This is a genomic window from Mucilaginibacter sp. P2_A4 (genome assembly GCF_056405015.1).
The window spans coordinates 500740-518579 of record NZ_JBFUCX010000002.1; the positions used below are offsets into that span (position 1 = coordinate 500740).

At 40.6% G+C, this 17840-nt stretch carries 15 protein-coding genes; 8 read left to right on the forward strand and 7 right to left on the reverse strand.

Annotation, left to right across the window (positions count from 1 at the left end; translation table 11 throughout):
- Positions 1 to 131: 131 nt before the first annotated feature.
- The 4 genes from AC1DYB_RS06245 to sucD form a co-directional block, all read right to left on the reverse strand.
- Positions 132 to 1682 (reverse strand): serine hydrolase domain-containing protein, encoded by a 1551-nt coding sequence (locus AC1DYB_RS06245; RefSeq protein ID WP_477433307.1) that lies wholly within the window; start codon positions 1680 to 1682, stop codon positions 132 to 134.
- Between the two features lie 272 nt (positions 1683 to 1954).
- Positions 1955 to 2431, reverse strand: a complete 477-nt coding sequence (locus AC1DYB_RS06250; protein WP_477433309.1) for a PIN domain-containing protein — start codon at positions 2429 to 2431, stop codon at positions 1955 to 1957.
- On the reverse strand, positions 2403 to 2639 hold the full coding sequence (locus AC1DYB_RS06255) for a UPF0175 family protein (RefSeq protein WP_477433311.1): 237 nt from the start codon (positions 2637 to 2639) through the stop codon (positions 2403 to 2405). The genes AC1DYB_RS06250 and AC1DYB_RS06255 overlap by 29 nt, the downstream gene beginning before the upstream one ends.
- 229 nt (positions 2640 to 2868) lie before the next feature.
- Complete coding sequence (gene sucD, locus AC1DYB_RS06260; RefSeq protein ID WP_477433313.1) at positions 2869 to 3747, reverse strand: succinate--CoA ligase subunit alpha; 879 nt, start codon at positions 3745 to 3747, stop codon at positions 2869 to 2871.
- Positions 3748 to 4967: 1220 nt separating this feature from the next.
- On the opposite strand from sucD, the gene AC1DYB_RS06265 reads away from it, so the two are divergent.
- The 6 genes from AC1DYB_RS06265 (at position 4968) to AC1DYB_RS06290 (ending at position 9620) form a co-directional block, all read left to right on the forward strand.
- Positions 4968 to 5144: a hypothetical protein gene (locus tag AC1DYB_RS06265; protein WP_477433315.1), complete on the forward strand. Its 177-nt coding sequence runs from the start codon at positions 4968 to 4970 to the stop codon at positions 5142 to 5144.
- 226 nt (positions 5145 to 5370) lie between these two features.
- Positions 5371 to 6648, forward strand: coding sequence for a hypothetical protein (locus AC1DYB_RS06270; protein WP_477433317.1), 1278 nt, complete (start codon positions 5371 to 5373; stop codon positions 6646 to 6648).
- On the forward strand, positions 6645 to 8057 hold the full coding sequence (locus AC1DYB_RS06275; RefSeq protein ID WP_477433319.1) for a hypothetical protein: 1413 nt from the start codon (positions 6645 to 6647) through the stop codon (positions 8055 to 8057). Before AC1DYB_RS06270 ends, AC1DYB_RS06275 begins: the two co-directional genes overlap by 4 nt.
- On the forward strand, positions 8054 to 8446 hold the full coding sequence (locus AC1DYB_RS06280; protein WP_477433321.1) for a hypothetical protein: 393 nt from the start codon (positions 8054 to 8056) through the stop codon (positions 8444 to 8446). Before AC1DYB_RS06275 ends, AC1DYB_RS06280 begins: the two co-directional genes overlap by 4 nt.
- Positions 8424 to 8867 carry a PIN domain-containing protein gene (locus AC1DYB_RS06285; RefSeq protein ID WP_477433323.1) on the forward strand — a complete coding sequence of 148 codons (444 nt, stop codon included), beginning with the start codon at positions 8424 to 8426 and terminating at the stop codon, positions 8865 to 8867. The genes AC1DYB_RS06280 and AC1DYB_RS06285 overlap by 23 nt, the downstream gene beginning before the upstream one ends.
- 351 nt (positions 8868 to 9218) lie before the next feature.
- A complete protein-coding gene (locus AC1DYB_RS06290) occupies positions 9219 to 9620 on the forward strand; it encodes a transcriptional regulator (protein ID WP_477433325.1) in 402 nt (133 codons plus the stop codon).
- Positions 9621 to 10075: 455 nt separating this feature from the next.
- On the opposite strand, the gene AC1DYB_RS06295 is transcribed toward AC1DYB_RS06290, so the two are convergent.
- The 3 genes from AC1DYB_RS06295 to AC1DYB_RS06305 form a co-directional block, all read right to left on the reverse strand.
- Positions 10076 to 11302 (reverse strand): dicarboxylate/amino acid:cation symporter, encoded by a 1227-nt coding sequence (locus AC1DYB_RS06295; protein WP_477433327.1) that lies wholly within the window; start codon positions 11300 to 11302, stop codon positions 10076 to 10078.
- 140 nt (positions 11303 to 11442) lie between these two features.
- On the reverse strand, positions 11443 to 12222 hold the full coding sequence (locus AC1DYB_RS06300) for a hypothetical protein (protein ID WP_477433329.1): 780 nt from the start codon (positions 12220 to 12222) through the stop codon (positions 11443 to 11445).
- Positions 12223 to 12672: 450 nt separating this feature from the next.
- Positions 12673 to 13458: a hypothetical protein gene (locus tag AC1DYB_RS06305; protein WP_477433331.1), complete on the reverse strand. Its 786-nt coding sequence runs from the start codon at positions 13456 to 13458 to the stop codon at positions 12673 to 12675.
- 238 nt (positions 13459 to 13696) lie between these two features.
- On the opposite strand from AC1DYB_RS06305, the gene AC1DYB_RS06310 reads away from it, so the two are divergent.
- Together AC1DYB_RS06310 and AC1DYB_RS06315 are read left to right on the forward strand one after the other, a co-directional pair.
- Entirely contained in the window at positions 13697 to 16669 is a 2973-nt protein-coding gene (locus AC1DYB_RS06310; protein WP_477433333.1) for a leucine--tRNA ligase, read from the forward strand.
- A gap of 165 nt (positions 16670 to 16834) precedes the next feature.
- Positions 16835 to 17791: an acyltransferase family protein gene (locus AC1DYB_RS06315; protein ID WP_477433335.1), complete on the forward strand. Its 957-nt coding sequence runs from the start codon at positions 16835 to 16837 to the stop codon at positions 17789 to 17791.
- Positions 17792 to 17840: the final 49 nt, after the last annotated feature.

Here is a 17840-nt window from a genome sequence, read left to right on the forward strand (position 1 = left end):
TAAAGGTTTTGATTGTTTTGGAAGGGGATGTTTACATTGGGTTGACTGGAGATTAGGTGTGCAGATGTGTAAATTTCAGATGTGCAGATATAACATTACGGTTCAGACAAAGCCGCATTGATACCCCCCCTTCAGGGGGCCGGGGGGCTAACATCCAAATGATACTCCTGTATCAAAGGCGGATTCTCGGGCGTTAGCGTAAAGCTCACTTTAATATTTGCATTTTCGCCCTTAATAATGAAATACCCCCTTAACTGGTTCTCTGCAACTACATCACCAATGCTTAAGGTTTTACCTGCTTTGCCAAAGGCTTCTGCTGTTGCAATTTTTAGCTTCTCGGGGAAGTAATCCATAAAGAAGTTATCGGCGAAGATGCCGCTTTCTTTGGCCTTGCTCCAGTCGGCAATAACTTTGAGAAGGTCGTTTTTACGCTGATCAAGAATTAGGGAGGTTGGTAATTGGCGTGGTTTTATGCCTGATAACGCCAGTAGGGTATCCAAAACCTGCGAGTTAGGATAACCTGCCCGAGCATAAGTAAGGTTGGCAAAGGACACTACACCGATGCCATAATCGGGCATGATATTCCATTGGCTGCCGAAGCCGGGCAGGCCGCCGGTATGCCCGATATAAACCCGGTTATCACAATCCTTAGCCCACCGCAAGCCGTAGGCATAGGCACTCACATTGGGGCAGGGACGACCGGTTGTAGTTTTGGCATTTGCTGTTAAATAATTTACATCCCATGGGTATTGCATTTCGCGGATGGAACTCCTTTTTATCGGGCCGGTTTCGGCGTTATCCCGTGGGGGCCAGGCATCCAGGTGAAGAGCCATGTAGATGCTGAAATCCTCAATGGTGGTGATCAGACCTCCCATGGCGCCATAAGCCCCATCATGCAGTAAAGGCTGCTCTACCCATTGGTTATCAAGCCATCTGTAGCCCAGCGCCAGTTGCTGCTTGGGTACTTTGGTATATTCCCAATAAGTATGGGTCATGCCTAATGGTTTCAGGATATTTTCGGTAATGTAAGTTTCATAGGTTTTGCCCGAAACTTTTTTAATGATGTAGCCCAAAGTAGCAAAGCCGAGGTTACTATACTCATAGCCCAGACCTGGGTTGTTGGAAAAGGAGACGCCTTTTTTATACAAGGCAATCAGTTCATCATCGCTTACGGCCAGTTGCCTGTCGCCCCAGGGATTATCTTCGGGGTAACCGGCGGAGTGGGTTAACAGATTCCTTACAGTTACCGGTGTGGCATCTTTGGTAAGGTAATGTGTGTTTTTCATTTCGGGGATGTACAGGTAAGCGGGGTCATCCAGTTTCAGTTTGCCCTCATCGCGCAGTTTTAAGATAGCCATGGCGGTAAGGCTTTTGGTCATGGATGCAATGCGGAAATCGGATTTTGGGGTAGCAGCTATTTTATTAGGCACATCGGTATAGCCAAGGCCACCCACATGCACCAGTTTACCATCTACAACTATACCATATGCCAGGCCGGGCCAATGGTTTTTCTCGGCGTAGTCCTTATAAATCTGGTCGATGACGGGAAAGGTAGCCTCTATCTTTTTTAACCGGTCGGGATCGGTGAAAACGGCTGGTTTGTAGGTTTGAGCGAGGGCTGTTGTGCAACAGCTGGATATCAGAATTAAGCTGAGCAGTTTATGCAGATTCTTTGTGGTCATAAGTAAGTTGAAGCTTTACTTTCTAAAAATAAAGAATTTATGGCTGGTAAGGAAACAGGTGTTCGCTTTTTCAGGAGTATCCGTTGTTAGTAAAAATTCGAATATTTAATTATTTGTCAATCAGAAATTTAAGTGTTCGCTTGGTTTGGGTATCGAAATTGCTGCTTTTGATTATCAGTAATTTAGGTGTTCGGGCTGTAGTATGGCGGTTTTGAAAAGTGCGAACACCTGTTTTGGTGATGTGCTCTGAATGCAACTTTTCTTAATTCGTACTATTCCCCTGCCTGTTCAAGCACATAGGAGATAACCACCTGAGAAACTCGAAAATTTGTTTCCTGGATGCGGTCAACATAAGGCTTGATTAGTGGGATGATATGGTGCTGTTTTGCTTTAAGGAGCAGCCCTAAAGTTCCCATGATGTTAAGTGCCATTCTTTTTGCCAGTTTTCGGCCTTTAAGGTCGTCGATGATTACCAGGGGATTTGTGGTTTCTATAGCGAGCGCGAGGGCGCTGGCTTCGCCGGGATCAACGGTTTCCTTTAACACCTCCATGAGAGCGATGTCTTTAACTGCCTTGATGATTATCCACTCAGGCAGGCCGGTGCCAAATTCGTTTTTGATTTCAGGCGTAGTTGTCACGCTTGTAAACAAGCTTTGTAATATCCCGAATCCATCGATCTTTTCGAGTAAGATGAGGCAACTTGTATCGGTGATAATAATGTTATATTCCTGAAATGCTGTCAAGCTCATCTTTCAGATCGTCAACTGAATAATTGATGTAAGAAACGCCATAATCATTGAGCAGTTCAGCGAAGGTGCGTTTGGTGAGACCGGACATAACAGCGGCCTGTCCGAGAGATAGCTTGCCGGATTCATAAAGTTTGGCAGCGATAAAGCGGACAGTATCTTTCTGATACTCGCCCAGGCTATCGGGAACTTCTATGGTAATCGTTGTCATATCGTAAATATACAAATAGTTGAAAAACTATGAGAAAAATTGCAGAAACAATAAAAAAAGGAAATAAGAAATTTAAGTTATATAGAAGTATCTTATAAAGATTTGCAATGAAAATTTAACAGAACTGTTTTTATAAGCATTCAAATTTTTTGCATAAAAAAATCCCGGCCAAACATGACCGGGATCTCAAATATGTTTTTCCAGTTCCCCCTTTAGGGGGTTAGGGGGCTTAAACTAATTTAGCCAATTCTTCTGCCATGGCAGCGCCAATTTCGGCTGGAGATTCAACTACGCGGATACCGCACTCGCGCATGATCTTCATTTTAGCGGCAGCTGTATCGTCGGCACCGCCAACAATAGCACCAGCGTGACCCATTCTACGGCCCGGAGGCGCAGTTTGGCCGGCTATAAATCCTACTACTGGTTTAGTGCCAAATTCTTTAATCCAACGGGCTGCTTCAGCTTCCATGCTTCCGCCAATTTCGCCTATCATGATGATACCATGAGTATCAGGATCATTCATTAACAATTCAACAGCTTCTTTAGTAGGCGTACCAATGATCGGGTCGCCACCAATACCTATAGCGGTAGTGATACCTAAACCAGCTTTAACCACCTGGTCAACCGCTTCATAAGTTAGCGTACCTGATTTTGAAACCACACCAACATTACCTTTTTTGAAGATAAAGCCTGGCATAATACCAATTTTACTTTCATCAGCAGTAATAATACCCGGGCAGTTAGGGCCAATAAGGCGTGCATCCTTATCTGTTAAATATTCTTTTACCGCAATCATATCCTTTGTCGGGATACCTTCGGTGATACAAACAATAACCTTAATACCAGCCTCGGCAGCTTCCATAATGGCATCAGCGCCGAAAGCAGGAGGTACAAAAATGATAGATACATCAGCACCTGTTTGGTCAACAGCGTCTTTAACGGTGTTAAAAACAGGCCTGTCTAAATGCGTCTGACCGCCTTTACCTGGTGTAACACCTCCAACAAGCTGGGTGCCATAAGCAATCATTTGCTCAGCATGGTAAGTGCCTTCTTTACCGGTGAAACCTTGTACAATAACTTTTGAATCTTTATTTACGAGAACACTCATTGGTTTTTTTCGTTTAGTACGGCAAAGCTAAAGTTTTTGTCCGAATGTCAACCCCCTAATTTTCTAAAGGGCGAATAATTTTAAATGTTAACAAAAAAGTGACTTTGTGGTAATTGAATAATTGTTTCACCGGGTAGGTTTTGGATGTTTCCCCCGATAAAATCGGGAGCAGGGCTTTCCGTTGCAAGCACTCGTTTTGCGGTTGCCGCAGGTCCGCGTCGGTTGTGGGCTTTCACGCAAATCCTGGATGTGAGTTCATCCGGAATTTTGTATTTTTAAAATCTGCAAATTGATGGTGGAATGTTAAACATGTGGTTAATAAATTGAATTGTGCAGAAGATACTTATGAAATAACTGCCTTCTTATGAAGTCACGAGTATTCCACGCTTTTGGCCATGGCTGCATACTCCCGCCAAATGGGGGGATGTTGAGGATTCACTTGCGGCAGCTTGGGTTTTGATACACTACCCAACTTCACATAGAACTTCCAGTATGCACCAATATTTCAATTCGCTCCGTGTCGGCCAGTCTATAAATCTTATCTATCGATTTCAAATTAGAGATATATTCTTTTTTATAACACCCGTTATCAGGAAGACTTTCACTAAATGTTGTCTTGTTTGCTGGCAATGTCCAAAACTCACCTGATATTTTAGCAATGTTCAGTGTCAGGTGCCTTCCATTTGATAACTTAGCCGTGCTAAATTCCGTCATCTTTTTGGAAAGCGGCAGCAGCCTCTTATAGTAATTTTTAGAAAATATTGCTTCCTGTTCAGCGCTCTTAAACTGGTAACGTAACCGGTTTTTTTTAATGTGAGAAACGGCTCTTCAAATAATATTAATTTTTCAGTCAGTCTACAAATGATTGAGTCCTGGTCGCCAGCTTTTAAACACCCGTAAATAGAAGGCAAATCTTTACTTAGTAAATATTCCGTCACAGGTCGTCCATTATCTAATGTCCCCGAAACCAAGCAAATGAACACAGTATCTTTTATAGATTTACTAGGCTGTCCGTAAGATCGTTGAAAACAAGGCAGCAAAATAATAAGTCCCAGGATTCTAAGGTTTCTTTTCATCTTTCTTTTCTGTTTTTGATTTGTCATCAGGGGGAGGAATATTCGGCAGCTGATCAATAACGGTACTGACATCTAGATCATTGGGCATATCCTGTTTGTCGTAAGAACCGATCCCCGACCCAGCGCCATCATAATCATAAAACAATGTATGAAAATTTCATGGATTCTATTTCTTTTTGTATCACGTTTGTCATTCATTGCGACGCCCTGATGGCCATCTGTCACGCCACGCTGCCGCAAGGCTTCAGCCTTGTGGCCCACATTCAAGGTATTGAATATGCAAATATCGGATGTTTTTTCATTCAGGATTTTGTATTTTAAAGCCTACCTGTATGCATTAATTTGAATCATGGCGGATTGTCGTAAGGGGATGGCGTATACTTAGCATGCGGGTAGTTTTAAACAACGGGCATAATCGTTCGAAGTCGGAGACATTCGAACAGCGGGAGACTTCAGACAGCAAGGGCGAACAAAAATCCAATAAAATGTCCCAAAGCTTAAAGAGATATTAAAATATTCATAGTTTTATAAACTAAAACATTTATGAGTGGATATTTTCGAGCAGCTAGATTATAAATTATCTGAAGTAAAAAAGTTCTACTTTTTCGACTATTTCTACATCCTACTCAAAGCCGTTGAGAAAGCTAATCGTTCCCCACGTGTTTTTCTACACTTTCAAAATTTAAAGGAAGCGTTGAATTTGGGGGAATCTAAATATAAAAAAATTGGTGCTGGTTCAGATACTATATCCGACTCTATGTTTAATAGATATTGGTACACATTCAACGAAGTTGTCGAAGAGTCGGAATCATTGGGATTGATTTCTCAAAATGCAAACTTGATTACATTAACGGAAAAAGGATACTCAATACTTCAAGTATATGATATTGAAGGTGCTGAAAATTTTAATGAACAACTCTTTGTTTTAATGGAAAATAAAAGTTTTGGCTTTCATTATTTGGTTTCATCGCTGTTTCTTATCAATCCCAATAACGCTGGTACTCTTATATTTCCTAGTTATTCCCCGTTAAAACTCCATTTTTCAAAGCAAGATTTGGTAAAGGATAATAAGTTTGTCGATTATTTAAATTCATTGTCTGGTCGTTTGATGGATGATCTTTCGATTCACTTGGGACAACAAATTAATTTAAATAGTGCTAATATTGAATTGATCGATAAGTTAGTAGAGACTGGAATAATCGATAAAGATTATAATTTAAAAAACTCCGGAGACTACAATTTAATTGTAAAACGCGTACGAGACTTTTGGGCCAACCATCTTCTGAGAAATGTTTACGGCTTTAAACACATTAATAGTATAAGTAATTTTGATATCTGGGCTTATCGAGCCAAACAAGTTGGGATATTAAACATAACTGAGTTTCATCCTGGGTTTAGTGGGAAGATGATATACCCAACTTCAATTATTTACAAAAAAATTAAATCGCCTGAATTCAAAAAAATTTTCGAGTATCCCACTGGTGACGTGTTATATCTTCATAATCCAAAGTTTAATGACAGTTTTATTTCGAGTTTATATGAGTCATATATTGAACTTAAAAGGTCACATACTAGCTACTTTGTAAATCTTAATGATTTAAGAGATATGGTTTGTTATAAGTTGAAAATTTCAAATAAAAAATTTACTGACCTTTTAGCTAAAGCATACGAACTAAATTTAAAAGGGCATCTAAGTGTTAGTATAAGTTTAGAAGCGGATAAATTACCGTCTGAAAAGGCCGTATATATAACGCGCGACCCTATATACATAGCTGGAAAAGTAAAGAATATTATCGCAATAGAAATAAATACCAACAAAAAATGAGTAAAATTTTCAGAAAAGCCACTGAGCAAATCACTGAGGAACAAATCAATAAGAAATTCTCCAAATATGGCTTATTAGAGAATCCGTTTCCAATTACTCCGTATGTTAATCAAGACTCTCCAGAAAAGAAATATAATGGAAGCATTTATGACGATTCAATCAGGCAAGATGAATTCGAAAAAATAAAAGCGAATTTTTTAAATATCCCGCAAAGTGAAGCAGATCACTTGAGATTAGGTTTTATCGTTGACAAATCGTTTATCGGCAGAGGTAATGGGAAATCATCATTTCTCTTGCACCTTAACAAAGCCATAAATAGCGATTATTGTCTCGATTTTTCAAAAGATGTCAATAAGTGTTTTTCCATTTACTTTTCTCCAGATGGCGGTGGCACGATAAAATCATTTGACAAGTTCGTCGATAACTTTTTTCACGCTATTTTAAAAAATAAAATCATTAACGAAGCATTGGCTATATTACGATTTGAAGCAATAGAAGAATTGAATGAGTGGAGAAATATTAATATAAATGAACTTGAAGAAAACGACATAGTCGATTTTTTAAATGATAAAGAATGGTTGGCTAAGCACACAAAATCTTTTAGATCAGTCATAACGAAGCAAATTCTGAAAAAGCCGTTATTAGGCGGTTTGCCAGCAGAGTTTCCACTTTATAAAGAGGCGAATGGCGGCAAAATAGCTAACCAAGAAACGTTTGTAGAATATTATTCAACTTTAAGAAAGGATAAAGCCAAGTTAGATTTTATCTTTGATCATCTTACTGCGATTTTTATTGCGGCCGGTTTTAACGGCGCTTATGTGCTAGTTGATGATTTTGAAAAAATACCTGATTTTCAAAGCTCAAATCAGAAGAAGGATTTTGCAACCCAATTGCGTACTGTCCTATTCGACGGAGGATATTTGAATTCAAAAATAGGATTTTTCAATTTCATTTTGGCTCTACATGCAGGCGTGCCGAGGTTGATGTCTGAGCCTTGGAGTTTAGCGGGAATGGAGCAGAGAGTTCCTATGTCTTCTAACGTTGATCAAAAACATATTATTGATTTTGGCAAGCTAGAAAATAAGCACGCGATAACTTTAATCAAAAGATATTTATCAGAATTCCGTAGAGACGATTATAAAGGTGAAGAGCTACATCCTTTTAATAAAGAGAGTGTAATATTATTAGCCAACAATTCGGAAATGAATATTTCAAAAATACTTAAAAACTCTAATCAACTATTGGAGTCGGCGGATTCTGAAGGAATTGAAATTATTGACGACAAGATTGTCAATGCCTTTTTTTCGAAAAAAACCCAGTCGCCACAACAAGATGCCGAAGATAGAATTATAAATAAATCGGAAAAAGTTGACTTATTACAAAAAATCGATCCAGGATTAAAGAAATGAATTATTGTTTAGGAAAGGAAGAATTTCCCTTGTTTTTTGATGCATTTATTAACAAAGATTCAATGCATAACACCTTCGAAGAAGATTTGCAAATGAGAATTGATGCGTGTATGAACTGGGAAGATAATATAGGAGTTTTGTTGTATGTATTTACATATTATCTCCAAAAAAAATCAAAAAAGGCCGAGGGCTCAAACCCTGAATATATTGAACGTCTCTTTAAATTAAATGAAGTAGGTAATTTTGTCCTTGAAACTATCGATAGAAATTTTGTGACGTACATGCTTAACTATAGCAGGACTAAAATAAATGAAGATTTATCAGACAGCTTGACACTAATTTTGCAAAACTATTTAGATCATTCATATGATTCATCATTTTGTTTTTGACACCGTAGGATTTATAAATTTCCATCACGACTTTTTTAACGAAAAATTGCATTTATCACAAAGATTAATTGAGGATGTAAATAAATGTTTAAGTCCAGACTATATTGATTACAAGCTAATAATACCGAGTATAGTATTTGTTGAAATATTTGACAAACAGCTTAGAACCGACGAGAAAGCGTCGCAATTTAAATATGAGATATTGTCAAAATATTTGAGTTGCGATGATGTGGAAATTAAAGGAATAGACAAAGAGGTTTTGGAAATCTATTATAGCATCAACAATAACGTCATACAGTTGGAAACCCATGATAAAATCGTGTTATCGTCAGCAATACAAATGCAAGGCAAATTAATCACAAATGATGGAAAAATCACAACTTATGTCGAAGCAACGCAGGCGGTCGAAATAGTTTTTTGAATAATATTATTTATCTCAATTACTGTGTGGCTTATAGGTCTAATCCTCCACGCTGCCGCAAGGCTCCAGCCTTGTGGCCCGCATGCAATGTCTTGAATATGCAAATCCCGGATGTGTCATCCGGGATTTTGTATTTTAGAGCCTACCTGTATGCATTAATTTGAATCATAGTGGACCGTCCTAAAGGCATGGCGCATAATTAGCATGCGGGCCACAAGGCTGGAGCCTTGCGGCAGCGGTGTGGACTCTTTGCGATAGCGGTGGCTGTCGCGTTTACCCCCTTTTATTGTCATTTTCTACCCTTGCCCGTTTCAAAGTGATGAATTACTTTTATTCAGTAAAACTTTTGACATGGAAAAATATACAATTGAAAGAGATATTACTGTCATTTATGTACAGGCAACCTCTTTCCCGATGGGTGTTGGTGGCGCATTTGCGGCGTTGGATGCTCTTTTGCCAGGTCGGGACAGGCTTTACGGTATTTCAAATCCAGACAAAGAAGGCCGGATCATTTACCGTGCTGCTGCTGAAGAGGCGTATCCGGGCGAGGGTAAAGAAAAAAAAGCGGAAACTTTCCTGGTAAGGAAAGGAACTTATATCAGTTTGTATTTAAAGGACTGGAAAAAAGATGAGGCCAGTGTTGGCCAGGCGTTCAGGCAATTGCTAAGCTATCCTGATATCGACCCGAAAGGCTATTGCCTGGAAATTTATGAAAACGATAGCGATGTACGATGCCTGGTACCCTTGGTGTGATGCAAATTATTAACTCATTTGGCGCGAGTATGCAGCCCTGGCCAAAAACGTAGAGTACTCGTGACTTTATAGGTAAAAATCATTCTTTGAAAAGAAGAATTTTCGCGTAAGGGATTGTACCGGGTACCGGCCAACGAGCGTAATGCCTGCAGGCGTATGAGGGGAAAGCCCGGCCCGCTTCTATCAGCGGGAAACGCCCGGATACAATTCGAATTTAATATCTTACTCGTTGACAACGCAAGCAAACCAAGCCTTAGATAAGAAGAAATTCAATTGCGCCGATAAGCACCAACAACACCCATGAAGATAAGCTTCTTTTTATCTCCCAAAATTCCGGGTATGAAATAAGCCAGTGTATAGCCCATTCCGGCGAACATAATTATAATTTTAAGAGCAAAAATCATCGCAGATATGTTAAGAGCATAAATCTAACTTTCTAATAAAAAACTCCCCCTTCAGGCAGTCGGTGATCTAAACTCACCCTCGCTTTTCGCTATCACAATAGTAGCAACGCCGTTGCCTATTACATTGGTGATGGCCCTCGCTTCTGACATAAACCTGTCGACACCTATCAGGATAGCCAAACCTTCCACAGGGATAATTTTAATAGCCGCCAGTGTGCTGCTCAATACAATAAAGCCGCTGCCGGTAACACCGGCAGCGCCCTTTGAAGTGATCATCAGGATACCGATAATGGTTAATTGCTGGGCAAGGGAGAGCGGTACATTAAATACCTGTGCCAAAAATATCACGCACATAGACAGGTAAATGGTAGTGCCATCCAAATTAAAGGAATAGCCGGTAGGGATCACCAGGCCCACAACCGATTTGGAGCAGCCGAATTTTTCCATCTTCTCCATCATAGCCGGAAGGGCCGACTCGGACGAGGACGTCCCCAACACAATCAATATTTCCTCGCGGATGTATTTAAGGTATTGCCAAAGGCTAAATTTGTAGATGCGGCAAATGATATTCAGCACCACAAAGATGAACAGGAACATGGTTAAATAAACCGAGCCCATGAGGATAGCTAATGGCTGTAACGTTTTTAAACCGTACTTGCTGATGGTAAATGCCATCCCGCCGAATGCGCCCAAAGGGGCTACCTTCATCACAATTTTCATGATGTTGAAGAATACTTTTGACAGCTTATCAAACAGTTGGATAACTGATTGCCCGGTTTCGCCCATGCGACTTAACCCGATGCCAAACAAAATAGCGAAGAACAGGATCTGTAATATATCACCTTTGGCAAAAGCCTCAAACACGTTGCCGGGTACAATATGGGCAATGAAATCGCCCCAGTGCATTTCGGCGGCAGCTTTTTCATACACGGCAAGCTTGCTGGTATCGGCAACGGCATGGTTTACAAAGCCAGCGCCGGGTTTAACAATATTGGCCACGGCAACGCCAATGATAAGCGCGAATGAAGTAACTATTTCAAAATAAAGCAAAGCCTTGCCACCCACGCGGCCCACCTTTTTCATGTCGCTCATGCCGGCAATGCCCAGCACGATGGTGAAAAATATGATTGGCGCTATCAGCATAGTGATTAAGCTGATGAATGTTTTGCTAATGAGTTCGGCAGTTGGGGCAAAGCCCTTAAAGTTTAGTCCGACGATGACACCGAGGGCAATAGCGATAAGAACCTGGAAAGTGAGGTTTGAGAATAGGCGTTTCATGGTTTGGCAATCCCCCGGCTCCCTAAGGGGGGAGCAAAAGGTTTTATTTTGCCAATATAATAAGTTATTAGTTCTGATTATAACAAAAAGAGCTCCCTCCGGAAACCGAAGAGAGCTCTTTTATTATTTAATGCCTTGTGTTAATTAGGCTTTACTTCGCCTGTTAGTAAATCAACAAGGTATTCGTGGTTTAAAAATGTCATTTGAGCTTTATGATTGCCTAAGAATTTAAGCGTTCCGCTATAATCCCATCCGCCGCCATTGGTTTTTCCTTTTGAATTAAAAGTTGCAGAGCCGCTTGTGATATCAAAGTTATCGTCGGCATGTACGTACAGATTGCTGAAGTTATAAACGTTATGAACAGACATGAACGTGTTATACTTGGTGTATTGATTATCGGTAAAAGATTTTAATTTTCCATCCAGTGAGAAATTGGAATTGTTGGTATTTAAACCTCTTACGTGGTAATCCTGAATAATGGCATAAGTAAAAGCATAGCCCGGGCCGCTGCCTTTTGTAGTAATGGAATCTATCAGATCGTATCCTATGGTTTTGTTATTGTTGCATACAAAGTAATAGTTTACGCCACCTGTTTTATGCGCCTTTAAGGTATCGCCCTGGTTAAAAGTAAGGTTTAAGCTGGTATCAATATAAAAGCCGCAATTGTAATTGTTGCTTTGTACTTTAAGCTTTGATGTTGAAAAGCTGGCAGATGGATTAACACCATCTTTAATACTGGCACCACCGAAAGCACCAACAATTGATTGTGCAAGGTTTTTACCAATTTCAACACTTGCCTGGGTTGTAGCCGGGGTATTGGGGGGGGTAGGGGTGGCGGTATTTTCAGTTTTTTTACATGCCGAATAAGAAATGACAACACCCATTAGTAACGGCAATACGATGCGTAGGTTTAGATTCATGATTTTGATTTAGATATTTTTATTGGAAAACGATACTCAATAAATATTCCAATCATACATTATTTATAAAAGGATATTTTAATACCCTAAAACGCAATAATTAATTAATTTTCAGTTAAAGATTTGCCGACTGAAAGCTTGTTTTTTGGTTACGGGAGGGGTGTGTTTTGCACCAAATGGGGAATTGTTTGCAATGTTTAATTTCCCGTTAAGGATTTTGGAGCAAGGAGCAAGGACTTTTGGAGCAAGGAGCAAGGACTTTTGGAGCAAGACAGACTTGTAAAACGGAAGTCATGCCGAACTTGTTTCGGCACCCCACGGGACAGGTCAACAACAAGTATATTGCAGACTTTGCATGTGGGGTGCCGAAACAAGTTCGGCATGACTTCGTGTTTTTTTTTATAGCAATTTCTCCGATAGTAGTCGGGGGGTACATATTTTAGGTTCGGGTTATAACACCTGTCCGGTTTTAATATTGATGGTGTAAACGTCGCCGTTAATAGTAACCTTGGCTTTATGGCCACCGATGAATACTATGGTTCCGGAGTAATTCCAGGTGCCTTTATCATAAGTTCCTTTGGTAGAAAATTTTCCGGTTCCGCTTATAATATCAGCGTCCGCAGAGCGGTCAATAACAAGCGTAGATAAACTGAAGTTGTGCGACGCAGCAATGGCTTTTGTAGTGGTGTTTTCTTTATAGGTGCCGTTTACAAATAAGTTCAATTTGCCATCCAGCTGAAGTTTTGCGCCTGTTTGGCCTGGGCTAAGGCTTTTTAATAAAAAGCTTTTGCCATATTTTGCTGTAATGTTATTGCCGCCACCAACTATAACTAAACGTAAGCTATCATTAACATTTACACTTGAAGGTACGCTGTTGGTGCACAAAACTTCGTATTTGATTTTTTCCCACAGGTCAAGCTTTGCGCTGTCGGTATCAAAGTTGGCCGAGAAGGTGGTATCAATTTTAAAACCGCAAACAAGGTGATGGTTTGATTGAACTTTAATTTTGCCTTTGTGAGCAAAATCAAGATTGCTTGGATAGTCAATACCGTCTTCGATGCTAAAGCCACCTTGCGCGCCATACAAAGATTCGCTAAGGCTTGAAGCCATTTGTGTGCTAACTACTTTGGTGCTAACTGTGCTGGTGTTGGGTTCGTCTTTTAATTTTCTGCAGGCCGACCAGGTGAAGGCCACGCATAATAAGGCTAATAAAAGCAGTTTGTAATTGTGTTTCATGTTTAAGTTTAATAAGTGTCACCAAATTTAACTTTAATACGGTTAATTATATAATTAGTTAACTAAAAATATTAATATCTATTAATAATGATGAGGATGACGTTATTATGGAGGGTTTTGCAATCATAACAAAGGTTATGTACCTTAAAAGGAATAGGTTAATCAACTAATCGCCAATAAACTACCATACTAATAGAGATTTTCTTAATTTCGCAACCTCATACGCGTAAATAATAAAATGGACTATCAATTTAAGGATATAGAGCAAAAATGGCAGCAGTTTTGGGCACAGAACGGAACGTTTAAAGCCGAAGATAAAAGCGCCAAACCCAAGTATTATGTGCTGGATATGTTCCCTTACCCATCGGGTGCGGGTTTGCATGTGGGTCACCCGCTGGGCTACATCGCATCTGATATTTTTGCACGTTATAAACGGTTAAAAGGGTTTAACGTGCTGCACCCCATGGGTTATGATAGTTTTGGCTTACCGGCCGAGCAGTATGCCATACAAACAGGGCAACACCCTGCGGTTACTACCGAAGATAATATTGCTACCTACCGCCGTCAGCTGGATCAGATTGGTTTCTCTTTTGATTGGAGTCGCGAGGTGCGCACCAGCTCGCCCGATTATTATAAATGGACACAGTGGATTTTTATGCAGTTGTTTAACAGCTGGTATAATAAGGATGCAAACAAGGCCGAATCTATTGCCAAACTGGTTGCCCATTTTGAGCAAGAGGGTTCTGCAGGCATCAATGCTGTATGTGATGAAGAAATATTAAGTTTTACTGCCGGTGAATGGAATGCCATGAGCAACCCAAAGCAGCAGGCCGAACTTTTAAAATACCGCCTAACCTACCTGCGCGAAAGTACCGTAAACTGGTGCCCCGCTTTAGGAACCGTGCTGGCTAATGACGAAGTAAAAGACGGCTTTAGCGAGCGCGGCGGCTACCCTGTTGAGCAAAAGAAAATGATGCAATGGAGCATGCGCATTACCGCCTATGCCGAAAGATTATTACAGGGACTGGATACCATTGACTGGCCCGAGCCATTAAAAGAGATGCAAAGGAACTGGATAGGTAAAAGTACCGGCGCCAGTGTTAAATTTCCGATAGATAAAACTACTCACCACATACAACTCACCACTCACGATTACATCGAAGTTTTCACTACCCGTGTTGATACCATTTTTGGTGTTACATTTTTGGTGATAGCTCCTGAGCATGAGTTGGTGGCAACTTTAACTACGCCAGAGCAAAAGGCAGATATTGATGCTTATATAGCTGTAACCAAAAAGAAATCGGAACTGGATAGGATGGCCGATGCCAAAACGGTTTCGGGCGCGTTTACCGGGAGCTATGTGTTGAATCCGCTTAATGGCGAAAAGATCCAGATTTGGATTGCTGATTATGTTTTAGCCGGATATGGTACCGGGGCTGTGATGGCCGTACCATCGGGCGATCAGCGCGATTATTTGTTTGCCAAACATTTTAACCTCCCGATAGTACCTATCCTCGATATACAAAATATTGAAACAGAAGCCGACCCTACCAAGGAAGGTAAATATATCAACTCCGACTTTATGAACGGGCTGGACTACAAAGCAGGTACAGCAGCCGTTATTGCCAAACTGGAGTCAATTGGCGCCGGTAAAGCAAAAATAAACTTCAGGATGCGTGATGCTATTTTTGGCCGTCAGCGTTATTGGGGCGAGCCGGTACCGGTTTATTTTAAAGAGGGCTTGCCACATTTAATTGAAGAAAGTCATCTGCCATTGTTATTGCCCGAGGTTGACAAATACCTGCCAACCGAAAGCGGCGAACCACCGTTAGGCAGAGCCGAAGACTGGAGCTACAAGAGTGAAACGGGGGGTGATGGTGCGAGCTATCATTACGAACTTTCGACCATGCCGGGTTGGGCAGGTTCAAGCTGGTACTGGTACCGTTATATGGATGCAAAAAACGATAAGGAGTTTGCATCAAGAGAAGCTATTGAATATTGGAAAGATGTTGACCTGTATATCGGCGGCAGCGAACATGCTACCGGCCACTTATTGTATAGCCGTTTCTGGAACAAGTTTTTAAAGGACCTTGACCTGGTGGTTGAAGATGAGCCCTTTAAAAAGTTGATTAACCAGGGGATGATACAGGGAAGGAGCAATTTTGTATACAGAATTATGCCGGAATTGGTTTATGATCCTTCCAAAGATGATTTCGAAAGACCCGAGTTGTTTATTTCAAAGGGGATTTTTGATAAATATAAAAACGGAGATCCTTTTATAAGTCATGAAATTGAAAAAAATTATAAAAGCTTATTGCCAGATGGAATAGGTGTTATTAACCTTAGTGCTTCAGGAATTCATGTTGATGTTAATATTGTTGTAAATGAAGTGCTGAATATTGATAAATTCAGGACATGGAGGTCTGATTATAAAAATTCAGTCTTTATTCTTGAGGATGGTTCTATCTCCTCCCCTTCCGGGGGAGGTCGGGAGGGGGCTTACATCTGCGGTGTTGAAGTTGAAAAGATGTCAAAATCCAAGTTCAATGTTGTGAACCCGGATGACATCATTAGCCGTTACGGTGCCGATACCCTGCGCATGTACGAGATGTTCCTTGGTCCGCTGGAGCAGAGCAAGCCATGGAATACTAATGGTATTGAGGGGGTGTTCAAATTTCTGCGTAAATTCTGGAGGATGTTCCATAACGAGGCATGGGAGTTTAGTGTATCTAATGCCGAGCCTTCAAAAGCAGAGTTGAAATCATTACATAAGATCATCCGCAAGGTGGAGGAAGATGTGGAACGCTTCTCGTTCAATACCTCGGTTTCCAGCTTCATGATCGCCGTTAATGAACTAACCGACCTGAAATGTAATAACCGCGCGATATTGCAGGATATGGTGATCATACTATCGCCATACGCCCCACACATTTGCGAAGAATTATGGACATTGCTGGGTAACCCGGCTGGTACGTTGTCGTACGCGCCTTTCCCTAAGTTCATCAGTTCGTACTTAATTGAGGATGAATTTGCATATCCGATATCTATCAACGGTAAAATGAAAATGAACCTCAGTATTTCATTAAGCCTTGATGTAAAGGAAATAGAAGCTGCTGTTTTAGCCAGCGCCGATGTACAAAAATATCTCGACGGCAAAGCCCCTAAAAAGGTAATTGTTGTTAAAGGCAGGATTGTGAATATGGTTGTGTAGGCAGCCGGTTTAAATATTCGTCAACCCAGTAGCATGTAATAACCATGTCATTGCGAGGTACGAAGCAATCGCGAACAGTGCAGGAACGCTCTGTAAAGCGTGCGATTGCTTCGTACCTCGCAATGACGTTTTTTTAATTTCGTTGTTAACCCGGTTTAAGTGGATGTGCTAACAATACCCCCTATCAGTACCCAGCAAAAAAAGCATATACCGCAGGTTGATTATATCCGCGCTATTGCTGCTATGGCTGTTGCGCTTTTTCATTTGGGAGGTAAAGCCCTGCCGGTTTTAAAGTATGGCTGGCTGGGGGTATACATGTTTTTTCTGCTCTCGGGTTTTATCATTTGCTGGGCCATCCCGCAAAACTATACCTGGAAATTAAGCGGGCGTTTCATTTTAAAACGTATTATCCGCATCGAGCCTCCCTATATTATTTCTATTGCGCTGGCCATCATTATTAAATTTTTTTGGGTAGAAAATTATAGCCCCGACTGGTTGAACGCCTTATGCCATTTGGCTTACCTCAATACCTTTGTAGGGCAATCTTATCTTAGTCCGGTTTATTGGACTTTGGGTATTGAGTTTCAATATTACCTGTTTGTTGCCCTGTGTTTCCCCTGGTTTACCAGTAAATGGGGGCAATGGTTGGTGTTACTATTAAGTATTTTGCCCATCATGATAAATGTACCGGAGGCCGGTTTGGTCAATAGCTTTCCGGTGTTTGCGTTGGGCATTTTGTATTACCTATACCTGGTAAAAGGGAAAAACTTAATAGAAGTATTGGTTTTAGGTATTTTGATAACTACATGTGGTATATATACCCTTGGCTGGCTGCCAACCTGCGCTGCATTATTTGCTTTGGGGCTGTTGCTGTTACCTCTAAAAAAACACCCGGTAATTAGTTTCCTCTCCCGGATCTCGTTTTCATTATACCTTACACATGATATGATTGGCAGCAACCTTGTTGTTTATTTAGGTACGCTGTTACCCAAAACATTTATTTTTAAAGGATTAGAGTTTATGACAGGGATTATAGTGAGTGTGTTATTTGCGTGGCTATTTTATTTACTGGTGGAAGGGCCTTGTATAAAACTTTCCAAAAAAGTGGCTTATAAAATATAAATACGCATGGTGTTTACCTGTGTTAACTTAGTGTAACATATACATGACA

Coding starts and splice junctions, on each gene's coding strand:
- AC1DYB_RS06245 (WP_477433307.1), bottom strand. CDS start 1,682: ATGACCACAAAGAATCTGCATAAACTGCTCAGCTTAATTCTGATATCC.
- AC1DYB_RS06250 (WP_477433309.1), bottom strand. CDS start 2,431: ATGAGCTTGACAGCATTTCAGGAATATAACATTATTATCACCGATACA.
- AC1DYB_RS06255 (WP_477433311.1), bottom strand. CDS start 2,639: ATGACAACGATTACCATAGAAGTTCCCGATAGCCTGGGCGAGTATCAG.
- sucD (WP_477433313.1), bottom strand. CDS start 3,747: ATGAGTGTTCTCGTAAATAAAGATTCAAAAGTTATTGTACAAGGTTTC.
- AC1DYB_RS06265 (WP_477433315.1), top strand. CDS start 4,968: ATGTATGAAAATTTCATGGATTCTATTTCTTTTTGTATCACGTTTGTC.
- AC1DYB_RS06275 (WP_477433319.1), top strand. CDS start 6,645: ATGAGTAAAATTTTCAGAAAAGCCACTGAGCAAATCACTGAGGAACAA.
- AC1DYB_RS06280 (WP_477433321.1), top strand. CDS start 8,054: ATGAATTATTGTTTAGGAAAGGAAGAATTTCCCTTGTTTTTTGATGCA.
- AC1DYB_RS06285 (WP_477433323.1), top strand. CDS start 8,424: ATGATTCATCATTTTGTTTTTGACACCGTAGGATTTATAAATTTCCAT.
- AC1DYB_RS06290 (WP_477433325.1), top strand. CDS start 9,219: ATGGAAAAATATACAATTGAAAGAGATATTACTGTCATTTATGTACAG.
- AC1DYB_RS06295 (WP_477433327.1), bottom strand. CDS start 11,302: ATGAAACGCCTATTCTCAAACCTCACTTTCCAGGTTCTTATCGCTATT.
- AC1DYB_RS06300 (WP_477433329.1), bottom strand. CDS start 12,222: ATGAATCTAAACCTACGCATCGTATTGCCGTTACTAATGGGTGTTGTC.
- AC1DYB_RS06305 (WP_477433331.1), bottom strand. CDS start 13,458: ATGAAACACAATTACAAACTGCTTTTATTAGCCTTATTATGCGTGGCC.
- AC1DYB_RS06310 (WP_477433333.1), top strand. CDS start 13,697: ATGGACTATCAATTTAAGGATATAGAGCAAAAATGGCAGCAGTTTTGG.